Origin of the sequence: Streptomyces sp. NPDC048483 (assembly GCF_040651455.1) — a bacterium.
Taxonomy (GTDB): Bacteria; Actinomycetota; Actinomycetes; order Streptomycetales; family Streptomycetaceae; genus Streptomyces.
In genome coordinates this window covers 104,059-123,511 of record NZ_JBEZJZ010000010.1, presented here as the reverse complement: position 1 = coordinate 123,511, position 19,453 = coordinate 104,059, and the positions used below count along the sequence as shown (strand labels likewise).

Annotated in this window: 13 protein-coding genes; 6 read left to right on the top strand and 7 right to left on the bottom strand. The window is 70.6% G+C overall.

Annotated features, from left to right (window positions below; all coding sequences use genetic code 11):
• Positions 1-30: 30 nt before the first annotated feature.
• Together AB0D04_RS08195 and AB0D04_RS08190 are read left to right on the top strand one after the other, a co-directional pair.
• Positions 31-1,350, top strand: coding sequence for an FAD-dependent oxidoreductase (locus tag AB0D04_RS08195; RefSeq protein ID WP_362700610.1), 1,320 nt, complete (start codon positions 31-33; stop codon positions 1,348-1,350).
• Positions 1,343-2,776: an aminobutyraldehyde dehydrogenase gene (locus AB0D04_RS08190; RefSeq protein ID WP_362700608.1), complete on the top strand. Its 1,434-nt coding sequence runs from the start codon at positions 1,343-1,345 to the stop codon at positions 2,774-2,776. The genes AB0D04_RS08195 and AB0D04_RS08190 overlap by 8 nt, the downstream gene beginning before the upstream one ends.
• A 21-nt stretch (positions 2,777-2,797) precedes the next feature.
• On the opposite strand, the gene AB0D04_RS08185 is transcribed toward AB0D04_RS08190, so the two are convergent.
• The 4 genes from AB0D04_RS08185 to AB0D04_RS08170 form a co-directional block, all read right to left on the bottom strand.
• The gene (locus AB0D04_RS08185; protein ID WP_362700606.1) at positions 2,798-5,224 is read right to left on the bottom strand and encodes a SpoIIE family protein phosphatase; all 2,427 of its coding nucleotides are present in this window, start codon (positions 5,222-5,224) and stop codon (positions 2,798-2,800) included.
• 324 nt (positions 5,225-5,548) lie between these two features.
• A complete protein-coding gene (locus AB0D04_RS08180; RefSeq protein ID WP_362700604.1) occupies positions 5,549-5,779 on the bottom strand; it encodes a hypothetical protein in 231 nt (76 codons plus the stop codon).
• A gap of 129 nt (positions 5,780-5,908) precedes the next feature.
• Positions 5,909-6,652: a DUF998 domain-containing protein gene (locus tag AB0D04_RS08175; protein WP_362700602.1), complete on the bottom strand. Its 744-nt coding sequence runs from the start codon at positions 6,650-6,652 to the stop codon at positions 5,909-5,911.
• A gap of 169 nt (positions 6,653-6,821) precedes the next feature.
• Complete coding sequence (locus AB0D04_RS08170) at positions 6,822-8,153, bottom strand: cytochrome P450 (RefSeq protein ID WP_362700600.1); 1,332 nt, start codon at positions 8,151-8,153, stop codon at positions 6,822-6,824.
• A 258-nt stretch (positions 8,154-8,411) separates the two neighbouring features.
• Between AB0D04_RS08170 and AB0D04_RS08165 the strand changes: the two genes are divergently transcribed.
• Positions 8,412-9,590, top strand: coding sequence for a macrolide family glycosyltransferase (locus AB0D04_RS08165; protein WP_362700598.1), 1,179 nt, complete (start codon positions 8,412-8,414; stop codon positions 9,588-9,590).
• Positions 9,591-9,809: 219 nt separating this feature from the next.
• Here AB0D04_RS08165 and AB0D04_RS08160 read toward each other — a convergent pair whose 3' ends face one another.
• Both AB0D04_RS08160 and AB0D04_RS08155 read right to left on the bottom strand, forming a co-directional pair.
• Positions 9,810-10,049, bottom strand: a complete 240-nt coding sequence (locus AB0D04_RS08160) for a hypothetical protein (protein ID WP_362700596.1) — start codon at positions 10,047-10,049, stop codon at positions 9,810-9,812.
• Positions 10,050-10,506: 457 nt separating this feature from the next.
• Positions 10,507-11,040, bottom strand: a complete 534-nt coding sequence (locus AB0D04_RS08155; protein WP_362700594.1) for a GNAT family N-acetyltransferase — start codon at positions 11,038-11,040, stop codon at positions 10,507-10,509.
• Positions 11,041-11,408: 368 nt separating this feature from the next.
• On the opposite strand from AB0D04_RS08155, the gene AB0D04_RS08150 reads away from it, so the two are divergent.
• A complete protein-coding gene (locus AB0D04_RS08150; protein WP_362700592.1) occupies positions 11,409-12,137 on the top strand; it encodes a TetR-like C-terminal domain-containing protein in 729 nt (242 codons plus the stop codon).
• Between the two features lie 252 nt (positions 12,138-12,389).
• Here the strand turns inward: AB0D04_RS08150 and AB0D04_RS08145 are convergent, their stop codons facing one another.
• Positions 12,390-13,331 (bottom strand): NAD-dependent epimerase/dehydratase family protein, encoded by a 942-nt coding sequence (locus AB0D04_RS08145; RefSeq protein ID WP_362700590.1) that lies wholly within the window; start codon positions 13,329-13,331, stop codon positions 12,390-12,392.
• A 646-nt stretch (positions 13,332-13,977) separates the two neighbouring features.
• Between AB0D04_RS08145 and helR the strand changes: the two genes are divergently transcribed.
• Complete coding sequence (gene helR / locus AB0D04_RS08140) at positions 13,978-16,176, top strand: RNA polymerase recycling motor ATPase HelR (protein ID WP_362700588.1); 2,199 nt, start codon at positions 13,978-13,980, stop codon at positions 16,174-16,176.
• A gap of 321 nt (positions 16,177-16,497) precedes the next feature.
• Entirely contained in the window at positions 16,498-19,452 is a 2,955-nt protein-coding gene (locus AB0D04_RS08135; RefSeq protein ID WP_362700586.1) for a BTAD domain-containing putative transcriptional regulator, read from the top strand.
• Position 19,453 lies beyond the last annotated feature (1 nt).

Sequence of the window (19,453 nt, the reverse complement as noted above, 5' to 3'; positions counted from 1 at the left end):
GAACCTGCCGTACCGACGAAAGCGAAGCTGATGCATCACGACGTGATCGTGCTCGGCGCCGGGCTGGCCGGGCTCGCCGCCGCCCGGGATCTGGCGGCCGCCGGCACCGATGTGCTCGTCCTGGAGGCCCGGGACCGCGTCGGCGGCCGGGTCGAGCAGACCCGGACGCCGGACGGCCGTACCGTCCAGCTGGGCGGCGAAGTGGTCGGCCACGGCCACACCTCCTACCTTCAACTCGCCAAGGAACTCGGCCTCGACCTGGTCCCCAGCTATGTCGAGGAACCCGGCTGCATCACCCGTGCCACGGCGGAGGGCCGCTCGGCCGGCGACCCTCCGCACTGGTTCGGCCCCGGCGACGCGGCCCTGCACGAGCATCTCGGCACGGAATTCACCGCTCTGGCCGCCGGCGTCGATCCCGACGACCCGTGGTCGCACCCGGAGGCGACCGCCCTGGACCGGCTGTCCGTGGCCGACTGGCTGCGCTCCCGTAACGCCACCCCCGCCGTGGTCCGCCTGTGGGACATCGGCCAACTCGCCCTGGCCGGCGGCTCCTACGAGCGGATCTCGCTGCTGGCGGCGCTGCGCAAGAGCGCGGCGGTCCCCGGCTCGGGCACGGGTGACTACGACTACGACGACTGGGAGGGGCTGCGGCTGGATGCGGGTTCGGCGACGCTCGCCGAGGTCATGGGCCGCGCGCTGGGCCCGCGCATCCGGCTCGGCTCCCCCGTCGCCGCCCTGGACATCCGCCCCGGCCGCTGCGCGGTGCGCCTGGTCACCGGCGAGGTCCTCACCGCCGGGGCCGTGGTGAGCGCCCTCCCCGTGGGCCCCCTGCGGGACGTCGCCGTCAGCGGTGTGAGCGAGGCCCGGCTCGCCTCCCTGCACCGGCAACGCCACGCGACGGCCGCGAAGTTCGCCGCCGTCTACGACCGTCCCTTCTGGCGCGCCGACGGTCTCAACGGCCTGTCCGAGTCCGAGGGGGTGCTGGGCAGCACCTGGCCGCAGAACGAGGGCATCCTCTCGGCGCTGATACCGCCCGAGCGGTACGGCGTCCTGCTCGGCACCCCGCCCCATCTGCGCACCCCCGAACTCCTCGCCGAGATGGCCGCAATGTTCGGCGACGAGGCACACCGGCCGGCCGCCTGCCATCTGCGGATGTGGGGCAGCGACCCGTGGACGCAGGGCTACGTCACCCAGTGGCCGCCGGGCGAGGTCACCGCGGTCGGCCCGCTGCACGGCACCCACGAACCACCGTTCTACGTCTGCGGCTCCGACCAGTGGGTCGCCGGATACATGGAAGGCGCCGTCCGCACCGGCCGCGCCGCCGCCGAGGAGGCACTGCGCCGTGGCTGACACCGAACGCCTCAGAACCGTCCTCAACCACATCGGCGGCAAGGAGGTACCGGCCGCCTCCGGCGCCACACTGTCGCTGGTCGACCCGGCCACCGGACTCCCGCACGGCACGGCCCCGCGCTCCGGCCCCGAGGACGTGGACGCGGCCTGCCGGGCGGCGCGGGACGCCTTTCCCGGCTGGTCGGACACGACTCCGGGGCAACGGCAGACCGCACTGCTGCGCATCGCCGACGCCCTGGAGTGGGAGGCGTACGCGCTGGCGAGCGCCGAGGTGGCCGACACCGGCAAGCCGCGCGCCCTGTTCCTGGCCGACGAACTGCCCGCGATCGCCGACGTACTGCGGTACTTCGCCGGAGCCGCCCGGAACCTGCCGGGCACCGCCGCCGCCGAGTACACGCCGGGCCGCACCTCCGTCCTGCGGCGCGAGCCGGTCGGCGTCTGCGCCCAGATCACCCCGTGGAACTACCCGCTGATGATGGCCGTGTGGAAGATCGCCCCCGCGCTCGCCGCCGGGAACACCGTCGTCCTCAAACCCTCCGACACCACGCCATCGTCGGTCGCGCTCCTCGCCCGGCTGGCCGCCGAGCACCTGCCGCCCGGCGTACTCAACGTCGTGTGCGGCGACCGCGACACCGGGCGCTCCCTGGTCGCCCACCCACATGTGCGGCTGGTGGCCGTCACCGGCAGCGTCCGCGCCGGACAGGAGATCGCCGCCGCGGCGGCCGCCGACCTCAAGCGGCTCCACCTCGAACTGGGCGGCAACGCACCGGTGCTGGTCCACGAGGACGCCGATCTCGACGACGCGGTCGAGCAGTTGTCGTCGCTCTCCTTCTACAACGCGGGACAGGACTGCACGGCCGCCTCCAGGATCCTGGTCCACCACCGGATCCACGACGCCTTCGTGGATGCCTTCGCCGACCGGGCCGCACGGCGGCTGCCCGGAGCACCCGACGACGCTCACGCCGACTTCGGCCCGCTCGCCAACGCCGCCCAACTCGACTCCGTACAGGGCATGTTGGGACGCCTGCCGGACCACGCCAAGGTCGTCACCGGTGGCGCGGCCCTCGCCCGTCCCGGCTACTTCCACCAGGCCACGGTGGTCGCGGGGGTGCGGCAGAAGGACGAGATCGTGCAGAGCGAGGTGTTCGGCCCGGTCGTCACCGTCCAGCCGTTCACCGACGAGTCCGAGGCTCTCCACATGGCGAACGACGTGCCCCAGGGGCTCGCCGCGAGCGTCTGGACCCGCGACCACGACCGCGCCATGCGCGCGAGTCGCGCGCTGCACACCGGCATCGTCTGGGTCAACACCCATGGCACGACGGTGTCGGAGATGCCGCACGGCGGCGTACGCCACTCCGGCTACGGCAGCGACCTCTCCCTCGCCGGCCTGCTCGACTACACACAGGTCAAGCACGTCATGCTGTGACGGGCCGCGGGGATCTGGTGGTCACATCGACGGCAACGGCTGCTCCGCCCAGATGGTTTTGCCGTTGCGCAGGTAGCGGGTGCCCCAGCGTTCGGTGAGTTGGGCGACCAGGAAGAGGCCGCGGCCGCCTTCGTCGGTTGTGGCGGCGTGGCGCAGATGGGGGGACGTGCTGCTGGTGTCGGAGACCTCACAGATGAGGTGGCGGTCCCGGATGATCCGGAGGGTGACCGGGCCGCTGCTGTAACGGTAGGCATTGGTGATCAGCTCACTGACGATCAGCTCGGTGGTGAAGGCCGCTTCCTCCAGCCCCCAGTCATTGAGCTGGGCCACCGCAAGCGTCCGGCCCTCGGCGGCCGCGGTCGGCTCGGCCGGCAGTTCCCAGGTGGCCACCTTGTGTGGGGCCAGGCAGCGGGTGCGGGCGGTGAGCAGGGCGATGTCATCGTCGGGGCGTTCGGGCAGCAGCGCGTCCTCCACCGCCTTGCAGATGTCTTCCAGGGAGCGGGCGGGATCGCTCAGTGCCCGGCGCAAAAGCGCCTGTCCCTCGTCGAGGTCCCGGCGCTGGACCGCCAGGAGCCCGTCGGTGTAGAGGGCGAGCAGGCTCCCCTCCGGCAGTTCCAGCTCGACGGCTTCGAACGGCAGCCCGCCGAGGCCGAGCGGCGGGCCGGCCGGCAGATCGGGGAAGACCACCCGTCCGTCCGGTGTCACCACCGCGGGCGGCGGGTGACCGGCGCGGGCGAGGGCGCAGCGCCGGGTGACCGGGTCGTAGACCGCGTACAGGCAGGTCGCGCCCACAACCTGCGGGGCACGTTCGTCGGTCGCCTCCTGCTCGGCCGCCAGCCGGTCCACGAGGTCGTCCAGGTGGGAGAGGACCTCGTCCGGGGGCAGGTCGAGGTTGGCGAGGGTGTGGACGGCGGTCCGCAGCCGGCCCATGGTGGCCGCCGCGTGGATGCCGTGGCCGACCACGTCGCCGACGACGAGGGCGACGCGCAGCCCGGAGAGCGGGATGACGTCGAACCAGTCGCCGCCGACGCCCGCGGCGACATCGGCCGGCAGATACCGGTGGGCGATCTCGACCGCCGGGTGCTCGGGCACCTCGCGCGGCAGAAGGCTGCGCTGGAGGGCGAGCGCGGCCTGGTGCTGCTGGGTGTAGCGGCGGGCGTTGTCGATGCAGACGGCGGCCCGTGCGGCGAACTCCTCGGCCAGCGTGAGGTCGTCCTCCTCGAACGGCTCGGGCCGCCGCCACCGCCACAGGCTCACCACGCCCAGTACGAGGCCGCGCGCGACCAGCGGCACGACGATGAGCGAGTGGACGCCCAGTTCCAGTACCCGCTCGGCCTTGTCCGGGTCAAGGGAGGACCAGCCGGGTGAGAACTCCAGGACGGGTTCGAGGACGGGGCGCCGCTCGGCGAGACATCTGGCCTGCGGGGCCTGCGGGGGGAAGTGCATCGTGTGGCCCACCGGATACATCACCGGGGGAGCCTCGAGTGAGATGCTCCGGACGGCCGTCCTGACCATGGGGGCCAACGGCTCCTTGCCCGGTTCCTCCCCACGGGTGACCGGTTGCAGCAGGTCGACGGAGGCACAGTCCGCGAGGTCGGGGACCGCCACCTCGGCCAGCTCGCGCGCCGTGCGCTCGACGTCGAGGGTGGTGCCGATACGGGCACCGGCCTCGTTGAGGAGCGCCAGTCTCTGGCGAGCCCGGTAGCGGTCGGTGACGTCCTCGACCATCTGGGTGACGCCGAGAATCCGGCCCGAGGAGTCCTGCATCCGGAAGGCCGACACGGAGACGACCAGCTCGCGGTGGGGGTCGTGCCGCAGATGGCAGGGCTGCTCGGTGAAGATCAGCGGCTCACCCGTTTCGAGCACCCGCCGCAGCGCCGCCTCCACCCGTTCCGCGTCCCGGCTGACGACGAAGTCGCCGGTGCGCAGCCCGGGGTAGTACTCGGCCGGGATGCCACCGAACCGCGCGACCGCCCGGTTCACCCGCAGCAGGCTCAGGTCGGGGGCGTGCACCGCAAGACCGATCGGGGACCGGCGGAACATCCCGTCCAGGACCGACCGGTCCGTCTCCCACTGGATCACCTGCTCCGCGGGCGCGCAGACAACCATCCATTCGATACCGCTGCCCGCCCGCGTCACCGCCCGGACCCGGCAGCCCAGCTCCACCCGTTTGCCGCCGCGGTCCCGTACGGGGATGACCCCGAACCAGCCCCCAGAGCTGAGGCAGGCCGCCACCGCGGCCATGACGACGTCTTCCTCGCTCGGGTCGAGCAGCACCTCGCGCGCCGCCCGCCCCAGCACTTCCTCGGGCGAGTAGCCGAGCAGTGCCTTGGCACACTCGCTCCAGCCGACGACCCGCCCTGCGTCGTCCAGCATCGCGGAGGCCGAGCGACGCACTGCGAACGGGTCGTCCGGTCCCTCGCTGAACGTCGTCACCGGTGTGTCCATCACCTACCACTCTCGTACCGTCCCAGTGGTACTGCGCGTCGGAGCCCGGAGCGCCGCTCGATCTGCTCCGACCCGGCGTCCGGCGCGACTGGAACCCAGTATCGGCCCGGTCAATGCACTCCGCGCGCTTCGCAGGGCATACGCGTGGGCTCACACCCGCAAACCCGCAGTCACGGCCGGGCGCCGGGCGGGGTGGCGCGGGCGAGCGAGAAAACGGGTGGCGCCGGGCCGGCCGCCGACGGAGGCGGGCACGCCGGTCGGAGGCCGGCCGGCGGCCGGTGCGAGCCCCTCACCTGCCTCGACGGCCCGTGGACACCGACGAACTCAGGCCCCCTGCTCCTGGTCATCGAGCGGCCAGCTGCGCTTCTCACACAGCCGCGAGACCCTACTGGCCAGGTCGGCCGGTACGGGCACCCCCATACGGCGAGCGGCGCCAAGGCGATGCCGGACGAGCCCCAGGGTCCAGTCCAGCTGCTCATCACTGCGCGCCGCGAATTCCTGGAGCGCCTCCGCCATCAGCTGCTGCCGGTCGATGTTCGCGACGTCCTCTGTCATGGGAACTGAACCTACCCAGGGCCCTGTGCCGTGGTACATCCACTGGACGCAGACGTTATTCGACCGCTATCAGCTGGACAGGCCCCGGCAACCTGGGCGGTAAGAGCGCGGCGGTGCGGGAGAGGAACGTCAAGCCAGGTCGTCAAGCTCAACGGCGCCATCGACGGGACGGTCCTGCGGCCCGCGTTCCGCCGCCCCGGTCGGCGCGGTTCTGGGGGTGGGGCATGTGCGGAAGAGCTCCGCGGCGAGCAGGACGAACCACGCTCCGACCGAGACCAGATGGATGCGCTGGGCGATCCCCTGCCCGCCCGGGTGGCCGAAGAAGGGGCCTACGGTCGCGATCGCCGCGGCCATGGAGGCCGGAAGCAGCCACGGGCCCCACCGGTGAACCAGCGGCCACGAGGGTGCGTGGCGGTGGGATGCGGCGATGAAGAGCGCCATGGACGCGAACAGGGCCAAGTGCACCGCTCCGCTGGTGGCCGCGTGCCAGAGGCTCACTGCTGTGCACCCGGGCTGCACCGAAGGCGCGCAGCGCATCGGCATCAGCACGTCGGTCACCGAGAAGAGCCCCATGGCGCCCACCGCGGTCCACCCGACGACTGCAAGGGGCTGAGAGAGGGCGCCACGGGCCAGGAAGGCGGCGCCGATCATCAGTATCGCGCAGGCCAGCTCGATGCACCTGAACAGGATCCGGTGGGGCTGGTCGGCGGCGAACAGTTCGCTGACGTAGGAGTCACGCTGGTCAAGTCCCGTGGGGAGGACGAACTGCAGGAGCCAGTCATTGTAGACCACCGACGCGGCCGTGAGCAGCCACGCCGCTGCGCGCCGGGCCCGGTTCGCGGCCGCCGGCGAGCGAGGGGATCCGAGCGACACGGACCTGACTCCCCCTTACCTAAAAGCGATGTATAGACACAATATGCCCTGCCCATTACCGGCTTCCCTTCCCCGGCCAGCGGGCTTGGCTCCCGCAATCGCTGCCAGGTTGCGGCCGCCCGGCCACCGGAAGGCGTGGACGGGCCGCTGGACCGTGGGGCTGCCGGCTTCAGATGGCGGACGGTTGCAGGGTTGCGGGGAGGGGGCCGTCGGGGCGGACTGTGATGCCGTACGCCGCCTTCGTGGGGGTGGAGCGGAAGGCCGGGGTGTAGGCCGGCAGCAGGTGTTCGAGCAGGACGGTCGCTTCGCGAAGGGCGAATTGCAGACCGAGGCAGGCGCGGGGGCCGATGCCGAACGGGAGGTAGGCGCCCGGGTGGGTCGGCCGGCCGTCGGGGGTGGTGAAACGCCGGGGGTCGAAGCGCTCCGGCTCCGGCCACAGTTCGGGATCGCGGTGCGTGAGGTACGGGCAGATCAGGATGTCGGTGCCCGCCTCGATGGCGTAGCCGACGAGGGTGTCGTCCTCGGTGGCATGGCGGGGCAGGATCCAGGCGGACGGATAGAACCGGAGCGTCTCATGAATCAGGGCCTGGATGGCCTGGCCGCGTTGCGCTGAGCCTTCGCCGCCCGCGGCGAGCGCTTGTTCGCGGGCGGCGGGGTGCCGGTCGAGGAACAGGTAGAGCCAGGTCAAGGTGGTGGCGGTGGTTTCGTGTCCGGCAACCAGCAGCGTGACGAGTTCGTCGCGGATCAGCCGGTCGGTGTACTCGGGGCGCTCGGTGGCGGCATCGAGCAGGACGTGCAGCAGACCCGGGCCGTCGGGGCCGCCCGCGGCGCCGCGGGCGACCTCGATGGCGTGCCGGGCGACCGCGTCGATCCGGGCGAGGTCGGCGGCAACGGCGTCCTGGGCATCGACGGCATCGGCGGGGAGCGTCGGAAGGGCGGCTACCACGGCTGCCACGGCGTCCAGTTCGCGCTCGGTCCCGTCATCGAGGGGGTGCACGGTGAGGGCGCGCCAGATGGTGTCCAGAGCGAAGCGGTGCATCTCCCGTTCGACATCGAAGGTCTGCCCGGTACGGGCGTAACCGGCCCAGCGCCCGGCAGTTGTCCGGGCGGCCTCGGTGATCCGCTGTTCGTAGCGGCGCATTCCGGTTCCGGTGAACTGGGATTGCAGCAAGCGGCGTTGCTGCTTCCACGCCGCGCCGGTGGCGGCGATGATGCCGTCGCCGATCAGCAGTCGGGCGCGGTGGGAACGCTTGACGTAACGGTCCGGGTGCCGGGCGAGTACGTGTTGGACCGCCTGCGGGTCGGTGACGAGGAGCGTGGGGGCCGGCCCGAGCCGGAACGCCGCGACACCACCGCACCGCTCGCGCACCTGGGTCAGCAGATCGACCAGTTCGCCTCCCTCGGACCGCCACCGCTCCACGAGCGCGGGCTCTGCCTCGGGGACCGGCCGCCCCGTTCCGGGGACGTACGGGAGGGGGCCAGGGCTGGCTTCGGTGGCCACGTTCTTCTCCTGTTCGGCCGACTGGGCTTGGCCCCTGACGGAGCATCGACACCACGGACTGTACGGGAGCGGATGCACCGGGTGATAGCCCGTCCGCACACGATCGCTACGCGGGCAACGGTCGCTTCTTGCACTCCTGCTACGCGGCCTGCGCCGTGTTCAGCAGCCGTACTCGGCTACCGCGCGCGACACGCCGTCGAAGACCGAAAGCGCAGGGGCGCCGAGGAGCGGAAATCCCGGCTCGGTACGATCGGCAACATGGCAAAACACCTGTTATTCGTGACCCTTTTCGGACACGGACATGTCAATCCCACATTGCCACTGGTAGAGGAACTCGTACGCCGGGGGCACCGGGTGGACTATGCCACCAACGCGGAGCACGCCGAGGCGGTGACCAAGGCCGGTGCGCACTGGGTGGAGTTGAAGCTGCAGTCGCCCGCAGTGCTCACTCCGCCCCGCCAGTTCGACCTCGAAGAGATCCCCGTCTGGATGCGCAGCATGTTCGCGGAGATGCGTGCGCTGTACCCGGTGCTGCGAGAGTACTGTGCCGCAGAGTCGCCGGACGTGATCTGTTACGACTTCATGAACTGGCCGGCCCGGGTCCTCGCCGAACAACTGGGCCTGCCCGCCGTGCGGTCCGTTCCCAGCTTCGCCTCGAACGAGTCGTTCTCGCTGTTCGACGACGTCATGCGCGAAGTTGGCGACGAGAATCCCATGATGGCCGCGCTCGCCGCCGACTGTGCAGACTTCTCCGCCGAACACGGTGTCACGCTCGACCCGAAGAGCGTCCTGAACTTCACCGAAGAACTGAACCTTGTGTTCATACCCAGGGAATTCCAGCCCGCCGGTGACACCTTCGACGAACGTTTCCACTTCATCGGCCCCTCCTTGGGCAGCCGGGAGCACGCCGAACAGTGGTCGCCGGCCGACCCCGAGTCCCCCGTACTGTTCATTTCACTCGGCACGGTATTCAACGACCGGCCCGAGTTCTACCGCACCTGCATCGAAGCCTTCGGCGACGGGCCCTACCAAGTGGCCATGACCATCGGCAATCTGGACCGGGCCGAGCTGGGAGAAATTCCGCCCACCATCGACGTCCGACCGTACTTCCCACAGCCGGCCGTGCTACGGCATGCCGACGCTTTCGTCTCCCACGCCGGAATGAACTCCACAATGGAGGCCCTGTATTACGGGGTGGGACTGATCACCGTCCCCCAGATGCCCGAACAGGCCGCCAATGCCGGGCGCGCACAGGAACTGGGGCTCGGAGAGCAGCTGGACACCGCCACGGTCACCGCCGAGGCGTTGCGCGCCGCAGTCGCCCGAGTCGCCTCCGACACCACCGTGCGCACCAATCTCGATCGGATGCGCAAGGTGGTCAGGGACAGCGGCGGAGCCGTCCGCGGCGCGGAGGTGATCGAGGAATATCTTCGCTGAGGCCCGCCTCATGACGCCGGGGTGCGGGAGTCGGACTCCTGCACCCCGGTGCCCCGCGTGGAAGGCGTCAGCTGCCCTTCCTCCGTACACGAGCGGGCCGGTCAGCGTCGGCCAACGGGCCGGTCAGCGGGTCGGTCAGCGGCCCGATGACCTCCTCGAGCTCCAGAAACGAGGCACTGGCGCCCTTGGGCCGTCAGGAGGTGATCATCAATGGCCACCCTAGCCGCCGAGGACGAGGACGAAGACGTAGTTGTAGTTGTAGCCGCAGTCGCCGTAGCGACCATCGTCGTAGCCATTGCAGTCGCCCCAGCCATGGCCGTTGTAGTGGCTGGAGTAGCTGAACGCCGCATGCGTCGGGGCGGCGGAAGCCGTCCCGGCGGTGGTAAAGGCGGCCCCACCAGCCAGCAGCAGACCTCCTGCGGTCACAGCGAGGGCTCTCGTCAAACGCTTGGTGGACATAGGCCCACACCTTCTCACTGCTAGGGATCAAGCGGCCCACACCGATGGCAGGCCCCCGCGGCAAGCGGGAACCGAAGGTTCGGGAGGTGCCCTGGGCGCCGCCTTCTACTGGCCGCGCAATGGCAGGTCAGGTGTGCCGCATATCCATGTCTTATTCGAATTTTATACCCTCTCGAAGGGTCGAAAATGGGAGATGGATAGGCAAGAGAACTCCGGCCGGGCACCGAACCGAGGCCGGACACGCAATCAGCGCTCAGCGCTCACCCCTCACCGCAAGGTGATCGACGCTCCATGCCGGAAGCTGTCGGTGCCCCGGCCGGCACAAACCCGAGCCTGGCCGCCACCAGCTCCGCCGGTCCGCGATCGCCATCGGGACCAGGCGCGCCACGACAGCCCTGCCGGGGCGCCGCCACGGCCGCACCGCCCAGTCGTGCGCGTACGCCCAGGCCAGGTCCGCTCAGGCCTGATATTCCGTGAGGTCGATGCTGTGGACGGTCAGCGCATGCCCGAATTCCGGGTGCACGGTCTCCCGCTCGAAGGCCATTCCGAGCTTGCGCATCACATTCACGGAGGCTTCGTTGCCTGGCCGGTCGATGGCGATGACGCGGTCCAGGCCGCGGTCCTGCAGGGCAAACTCCAGCACCGCCTGAGCCGCTTCGGAAGCATAGCCCTGCCCCCAGAACTGACGGCCGAGGCGCCAGCTGATCTCAATTCCGGGGAGCGCCTCGGGCAGATACTCGGGTACGGACAGACCCACGAACCCGGCCAGCTCACCCGAGGCCAGCAACTCGACGGCGAAGAGGCCGAAGCCCTCCTCGTCCCACTCCTCCTCCCACCGTTCGATGGCCTGCGCGGTCTGCTCCAGGTCGAGGACGGTGCCGTCGCCGATCCAGTGCATGACCAGCGGGTCCGCATTGATGTCGGCCATCGGGACGAGGTCGTCGTCCTGCCAGTGGCGCAGGAGGAGGCGGGGGGTGTGGATCTCGGTCATGCCGCCATCCTCTCGAATGCGCGGGCGGATCGGTAATCGGCCGTTGCCCACATGTCCGCAGCCGTAAGCACTCCCGCTGTCGCCGAACATCGACTCGGCCAAGGCGAAGGCTTGGGCAACTGAGGCGACCGGGCGCTCATCCGCGTACTCCCCGCCCGCCGCTCGGATCCGGCACGGGTTCTTGCGGATCTCCACTCAAGGACGGAAACCGCGAGATGGGCGGCATCGTGGAGGGGGTGGACTACCGCAAGAGGTCTGTGACCCCGCGTCCCGGAACTGATGGGGTTACGGCCGGGTGCACAGCGCATGGCCGAGGCGCTCGGGCGACTGCGCCGATGACCGTTGTAGCCGACAGGTACGGTTTGGCCATGGATGTTTCCGGAACAAGCGCCGCCGATGAGAACACCAGGCCGGCGGCGGCCATCAAGACGACGGCGCGCCAACTGCTGCTGAAACTGGGTGCCGGAGGGCTGTCCCTGGAGGCCGTTGCCGGTGGCAGCGGTCTTGCCGTCACCGACGTGGAGGCCACCTTCCCGCATCGGGACGACCTGCTGACCGCGCTGGTCATCGACGCCTACAACGAGTCCGGCGCCGCGATGGAGCAGGCCGATCAGGCCGCCAGGGACGCCCATGCGTCGGCGGGCGCGCGGCTCCTCGCGGTGACTCGCGCACTGCGGCAGTGGTCCTTCGACAACCCCGCCGAATTCACGCTGATCTACGGATCGCCCGTTCCGGGTTACCACGCCCCGCAGACCACGGTCCCGCCCGCCTCGCGCACCCCCGCGGTGCTGGGCGGCATTGTGCGTGCGGCGCTGGAGGCCGGTGAACTCACCCCGTCCCGGCGGGCGGTGCCCGGCCCGCCGCTGCTACTGCCGGAGGCCGTGGAGGTCTTCGGCGGCGTGCCCGAGGCTCCGTTCTCGGACATCATCGAGCGCGGCATCGTGCTGTGGAGCAATCTGATCGGGCTCCTGGTGTTCCAGGTCTTCAGCCGTACCCACGACAGCGTCCGGGACGAGTCCGCGTTCTTCGACTACGCCATCGCCGTGGCGGCCGAAGGCATCGGACTCGTGGTTCCCCTGGGCGAGAACACCGACTAGACCGTCCGCCGCGTGTGCGGTATCGGCTGCTCCAGTGCCGCACGTTCACCATGGGTGCCCCGTCGCCGTGGGAAGCCCACCACGGCGACGGGGGCAGCCGCCAAACCGCTGGAATGGGCACGCAGTTACCCGTCGTACCGGGCCCTCAACCCACCCCGGCGGGACCGGTGGGAGTCCTCCCCGGACATCGTCCTGGAGCCGCCCGGGGCTTCGCTCTCCGACCTCAATTACCGCCTCCGCGTCTTCACGCTGTCACCCGGTGGTGGCCAGTCGCTGACGCCACCAGTCCACCGTCGCCTTGACCTGCTCATCGACGGGAGTCGCTCGTACCGCGAATGCGGCTTCGTAGGCGCTCGCATCCATCACAAACGGCCGGTCGAACTGATATCGGATCTCCTTCAGTTCGCGGATCAGCGGTGAGACGAGCGACACGGCACCCAGCACGGCCGGCGACAGGCGCCGCACCGCGACCGGCCCCGTTTCCGACTGGGCGGCAAGGTGGCCGACCATCTCCCGGGTGGACAGCGCGGGCTCCGTCGGGACGTGCCAGGCCCGTCCCCAGGCCCGTTCCTCGCCCGCGACCTCGACCAGGGCCGTGGCCACATCGGGGAGATAGGTCCAGCTGTGCGGGGCGTCCGGATCCCCGAGCGTGGAGACCGGCTTGCCGCGCAGCAGTCGCGGCATGACGCGCGCGGCCAGGTGCCCGCCGTCGGTCACGCCGGGCCCGAAGAAGTCCGAGGCCCGCACCTCGACCGCCTTGATACGACCCTGCTCATGCAGGTTCCGCGCCTGCTCCCAAACGGCGGCGCGCACCCGCCCCTTGACTCCGGTCGCCGCGAGAGGCAGCTCCTCGGTCAGCGGACCGTCCACCGGACCATAGCCGTAGAGGTTGCCCAGCATGACCAGGACGGCTCCGGCCGCCTCGGCCGCCGCGCAGACCGACGAGGCCAGCGGCGGCCATTCACTCGCCCAGCGATGGTAGGGCGGTGCGGCACAGCTGTAGATCGCGGTCGCGCCCTGCGCCGCCTCGATCAGTCGCTCGCTGTCCGTCGCGTCCAACGCGACGTGCTCGATGCCGGGCTCCGGGCTTCGGCCCGACTTGGTGACGACCCGTACCGAGTGCCCCTTCTCGACCAGCAGTCGAGCGGTAGCCGCCCCGGCGGGCCCAAATCCTATGACGACATAAAGGCTCACCCGCGCACACTAGCGCGATGTGTGTTGCTGTTGTGTCCGGTGAGAGTCAGGGGTGTGCCACGCAGAGGCGGATGCCTGTGGTCACGGTCAGCTTCACGGCCGTCCGAAGGTCACCGGTCTCCAGAACGGCCCTGCGCCGGCGCTTGATGACGACTCCCTGGCCGACGCTCTCAACACTGCCTGGTCCGAGGTCCCCTGGGATTCCCTCTAGGGCTGTGGTGAAAGTACTGGTCCAGGACGCCGCGAGGTGGTCCAGGTCTGTCTGGGCCAGCCGCAGTGTCGGCGGAGATGCCCCCGGGCCGACGAAACCGTCGTATGTGGCGCGTCGGCGCCTCGCGAAGGGCTTGCCCGTCCAGAGCGGACGATAAAGGCAAGGGGAGGTACCCACTCCTTGCCACTCTTAACTTATAGCGCACCGGGGGGCTTGCGGCAAGGCCCCGGTCCTACCGCAGAATCGCTGCTCGAGGCCAGAACCTGAGGAAATAGGAGATTCACGAGGTGCGTGTGTTGTTGTCGGTTCATTGGTTGTGCGGTGGCGTCGAGCCGGTGGTGGGACTCCCGCCGCGGTCGCAGGCACGTGGCGCCGAGGTGCGGGTGTGCGCGCCGCCGGCCGTCGCGGGCGCGACCTCAGATCGGGGCTGGTGACATGAACCCCGTAACCACCAGTGCGTTTGACCTTCCCGGCCGCCTCTCCCCCAAGGCCGAGCCGACGCTGATCGCCGGCGACGAGCAGCACTTCGCGGCCATCGCGGAGAGCCTCGAGCAGGCGATCACCGAACTGTCCGACCGCCTCGATGACCTGCGCAAGGCACCTGGCGGCCTGGGCCGGGCGGCGATGGACCGGGACACCGAGGTCCACCACCTGAGCGGCCGCCTGCGCGCCCTGCGACGCTTCGGCCTCGACCTGTGCCTCGGCCATGTCGTCGCCGCCGACGGCTCCGAGCCCCTGTACATCGGACGGCTCGGCCTCACCGACAGCGAGGGCCGCCGGCTGCTGGTCGACTGGCGTTCGCCCGCCGCCGAGCCGTTCTTCGCGGCGACCCACGCCAACCCGATGGGCCTGGCGAGCCGCCGCAGGTACCGCTGGACCGGCGGCCGGATCAGCGACTACTGGGACGAGGTGTTCACCCCCGACGGCCTCGAACAGCACGCCGCGCTCGACGACCAGTCCGCCTTCATCGCCAGCCTGGGCAGCAACCGGTCGGCCCGGATGCGCGACGTCCTCGGCACCATCCAGGCCGACCAGGACGCCATCATCCGCGCGGGCTCCCGCGGCGCCCTCGTCGTCGACGGCGGCCCGGGAACGGGCAAGACCGTCGTCGCCCTGCACCGCTCCGCCTACCTCCTCTACTCCGACCCGCGCCTCGGCCACCGCCGCGGCGGCGTGCTGTTCGTCGGCCCGCACGAGCCCTACCTGGGCTACGTCGCCGACGTCCTGCCGAGCCTCGGAGAGGAGGGTGTGCAGACCTGCACCCTGCGGGACCTCGTCGCCGAGGGAGCCGCGGCGGCGGCCGACGCCGACCCGGACGTGGCCCGCCTGAAGTCGTCCGCGGACATGGTGAAGGCGATCGAGAAGGCCGTCAGGTTCTACGAGGAGCCGCCCACCGAGGGCATGACGGTCACGACGGCCTGGTCCGACGTCTGGGTGAGCGCCGACGACTGGGCCGAGGCGTTCCGGGCACCGGACCCCGGTACTCCGCACAACGAGGCGCGCGAGCAGATATGGGAGGAACTGGCCACGATCCTGATGGACAAGCAGGGCATGGACGAGGAAGAGGACGGCATCTCGCCCGACCTGTTCCTGCGGTCGCTGCGGCAGGACCGCGAACTGGTCACGACCCTCCACCGCGCCTGGCCGCTGCTCGAGGCCGCCGACCTCGTCTCCGATCTGTGGACGGTCCCCGCCTACCTGCGGATGTGTGCCCCCTGGCTCGACCGCGACGATGTGAGGAAGCTGCAGCGCAAGGACGCTCCCCAGGCCTGGACGGTGTCCGACCTGCCGCTTCTGGACGCGGCACGGCAGCGGCTCGGCGACCCGGAGGCGGCACGGCTCAAGCGGCAGCGCAACGCCGCTGTCGCCGCCGAACGCGAGCGCATGGCCCGCGTCATCGACGACATCCTCTCGGCCGCCGACCTCAACTCGGCCGGCGACGACAGCGAAGGCGCGGTGAGGATGCTGCGCGGAAAGGACCTCCAGGACAGTCTGATCGACGAGAGCGCCCTGCCCACCGCCGCCCCGGACCGGCTCGCCGGACCGTTCGCGCACATCGTCGTGGACGAGGCCCAGGAACTGACCGACGCAGAGTGGCAGATGCTGCTGCTCCGCTGCCCGTCCCGGAGCTTCACCATTGTCGGCGACCGCGCCCAGGCCAGGCACGGGTTCACGGAGTCGTGGCAGGAACGGCTCGAGCGGATCGGGCTCGACCGGATCGACGTGGCCTCCCTGAGCATCAACTACCGGACGCCGGAAGAGGTGATGGCGGAAGCCGAGCCGGTCATCCGGGCCGTGCTCCCCGACGCCAATGTGCCGACCTCCATCCGCAGCAGCGGCGTCCCCGTCGTCCACGGATCTGCTGCGGATCTGGACTCGGTCCTCGACGCCTGGCTCGCCTCGCATGCCGACGGGATCGCCTGCGTCATCGGCGCTGGTGACATCGGCGAAGGCAGGTTCCGGGCGACGTCCCGCGTCCGGTCGCTGACCCCGGAGCTGTCGAAGGGGCTCGAGTTCGACCTGGTCGTCCTCGCCGACCCGGAGGAGTTCGGCAAGGGGATCGAAGGAGCGGTCGACCGCTATGTCGCGATGACCCGAGCGACCCAGCAACTCGTGATCCTCACGAGCTCCTGATGCCGGACAAGGCGACGTGACGTGATGGCCGCCCGGCGATGAGGAGGACCGCCACCGAAGGCAACAGTTCCCCCGTCGCAGGGGCCTTGGAGCGACCGGGTTCGCGGCCGTTGGCGGCGCGTCGACCCCCGTGCGACGCCCCGGTACGACATGGGGCGTCGCACGCACGCCGCGCCCGGTGCCCTCCCTCTTTCGCTGTTCCTCTCGCTTCCCGGCGGATCGTGCTTCGCAGCGGATCTCGGTGCTGACTTGCCAAGCATTGCGGGAGACGCTGGAATATCGATGAAATCTCGCTGATGCGCGGGAGCGGGGGGCTTCGGGATGGACCAGGATTCACCTCAGCGGCTTCGGATCGCGGTGCTCGGACCGGTGCGGGCCTGGTGTGACGGGTCGCCGCTGGACCTGGGGCCGGTACGGCAGCAGGCGGTGCTGGCCGCGCTGGTGCTGCGTCCGGGCACACTGGTCAGCTATGACCAGCTGCTCGACGACGTGTGGGGCGGACAACCGCCGAAGTCCGGTCGTCGGGTGCTGCCGAGCTACGTCTACCGGCTGCGGAAGGTGCTCGACGCGGAGGACACCGGACGGTCGGAGTCGGTGATCCGCAGTGGCGGGGACGGGTACCGGTTCGTCCTCGACGGGTTGCAGGTCGACGTGACGGAGCTGGCCGAACGGGTCGGTGCAGCACAGCACGCGAGGACATCCGGTGACCTTGGCACCGCGATGGACCGGTTTTCCGAGGCGCTCGACCTGTTTCGCGGCGAGCCCCTGGCCGGGCTGCCGGGGCCGTTCGCACAGGGCGAGCGGCAGCGGCTGTCGCAGCGGCTGCGCGCGATTCAGCAGGAGCGGCTGGAGTGCCTGGTCCTGCTCGGCCGGTCCGCCGATGCCCTGGACGACCTCGCCGCCTTGTCCGCGTCCGATCCGTACGACGAGTCGCTGACAGCGCTGCGGATGCGTGCCCTGTACGGCAGCGGACGCCAGGCGGCGGCGCTGAGTGCCTATCAGGACATGTGCGAGCGGTTGCGCGACGAGCTGGGGGTCGATCCCGGCGAGGAACTCCGCCGGGTGCACCAGGCCGTGCTGCGCCAGGATGAAGAGCAGCTCCTCGGCCCGGCGGTGGTGCCCGCTGCCGCCGTGCAGCCCCTGCCCCGGCCGCGCCCCCACCGCACGGTCAATGAACTGCCGGGCGACGCCGGCCCCCTCATCGGGCGGGAGCGCGAACTGGCGCTGCTGACCGAGCTCTCTCCGCCCGAATACGTATCGGTCGTGGCGGTGGACGGCGCTGCCGGGGTCGGCAAGACCGCGCTCGTCGTGCGCGCAGCCCATGAGCTGCGCTCCCACTACCCGGACGGCTGCCTGTTCGTGGACCTGCGCGCACACAGCACGGAACGGCAGCGGCTCGCGCCGCAGCGAGCGCTGCGGCGGTTGCTGCGCTCGATCGGCGCAGCCGACAGTGAGGTGCCGTACGACCTCGACGAACTCACCGCCGCCTGGCGGGCCGCGACCAGCTCGCTGCGGCTGCTCCTCGTGCTGGACGATGCTCTGGGTACGCAGCAGATACGGCCGCTGCTGCCCGCCGGGCCGGGCAGCAAGGTGCTGGTGGCCGGCCGACGGCGGCTGGCCGGTCTGGACGCCGAACGACGGGTCACCCTGGAGACCTTGGCGACCGGCAATGCGGTGTCCCTGCTCAGGCATATCGTCGGTGACGATCGCGCGGGCCGGGAGCCGGAGGCGACGCAGGAGCTGGTCCGGCTGTGCGAGGGGCTGCCGCTGGCACTGCGCATCGCCGGGACACGGCTGCAGACCCGCCCCGCCTGGACGCTGGCGTACCTGGTGGACCGCATGGCAGGCGACGAGCACCGTCTCGGTGAACTGAGCACCGGGGACCGCAGCGTGGAGGCGGCCTTCCGCCTCTCGTACGACCAGCTCCCGCCGAAGCAGCAGCGCGGATTCCGCGCGCTGGGCCTGGCGCCGACGGTCGAGTTCGACCCGCTGACACCGGCGGCGATGCTCGGGTGGTCTTCCCGCGACGCCGAGCAGACCCTGGAAAGCCTGGTCGACACGAGTCTTCTGCAGCAGCCTCGTCCAGGCCGCTACCGCATGCACGATCTGGTCCGCGTGCACGCGCGCCAGCTCGCGGAGGCCTCGTCCGACGAGGCCGGCGCAGCCCGCACCGCCGCATTCCGCCTCTACCTGGACGCGGGCCGCATCACCAGCGACTGGGGCCCCAGCGGCTTCCCCACCGGGCCGCCCATCACTGGAGCGCCCTTCGCGGACTGGCACGAGGCAGACAGGTGGCTGGAGGCCGGCAACGGAGAACTCGTCGACGTCGTCGGGCACGCCGCGGCGCTCGGCGAAGCCGACTACGCCTGCTGGATCGCCGAGGCTCTGAGTGACTACTTCGAACGCCGGGGCCGTTACCACGAGCGCCGGACAGCCCTTGAGATCGCACTCGCGCACGCGGACGAGGCGACCGACCGGCGGATGGCCCCGGCACTGCGGAACTGCATGGGCATGACCGACATGTACCAGGCCCGGTACCAGCAAGCACATGCCTGGTTCACCGAGGCACTCCACCTCAGCCGTCGTGGCACCCACCCACACGAAGAGGCACAGGCCCTGACCGGGCTGGGGGCCGCCGAAGTGAATCTGGGCCGGGCCGAGCGGGGGATTCCCCATCTCACTGCGGCGGTGGACCTGTCTCAGCGGCTCGAGCACCCCTGGACCACCGCGATGGCGCTCGGCGTACTGGGAATGTTCCACCACTCGCAGCGGCGCAGCCAGGAAGCGCTGGCGTGCTTGGCCGACGCGTGCACCTACGCCGAGAAGAACGGCAGGCCTCGCATGCTCGCCAGGGCCTTGATCTGCGCCGCCGACGTCCGCCTCGACCTCGGCCACTACGGTGAGGCCAAGGACCTGCTCCACCGGGCGGCCGATCTGCTGGAGCAGGTTGGGGACGTCCTCCTCCACACCCTCACTCTGACGCGACTGGGCACGGCAGAACAGGGTGTGGGAAACCTGAGCGCCGCCGTAGCCCTCCATCAGCAGGCCCTCTCCCAACAGCGGACGCTGTCCCCGCTCACCAACCCCCACTACGTCCGGTTGGAGATGCACATCCGTTGCCGACTGGGCCGCACGTTCTCGGCGGCAGGCAGCGTCCACGAGGCACGCAAGCAGTTCCAGACCGCGCTCGCACTGCCCGAAGCCAGTGCGTACCCCGAGGAGCAGGCACCGGCGATCGCGGGGCTCGAAGAGTGCGACGAGCGGGGGTGGTGGTGAG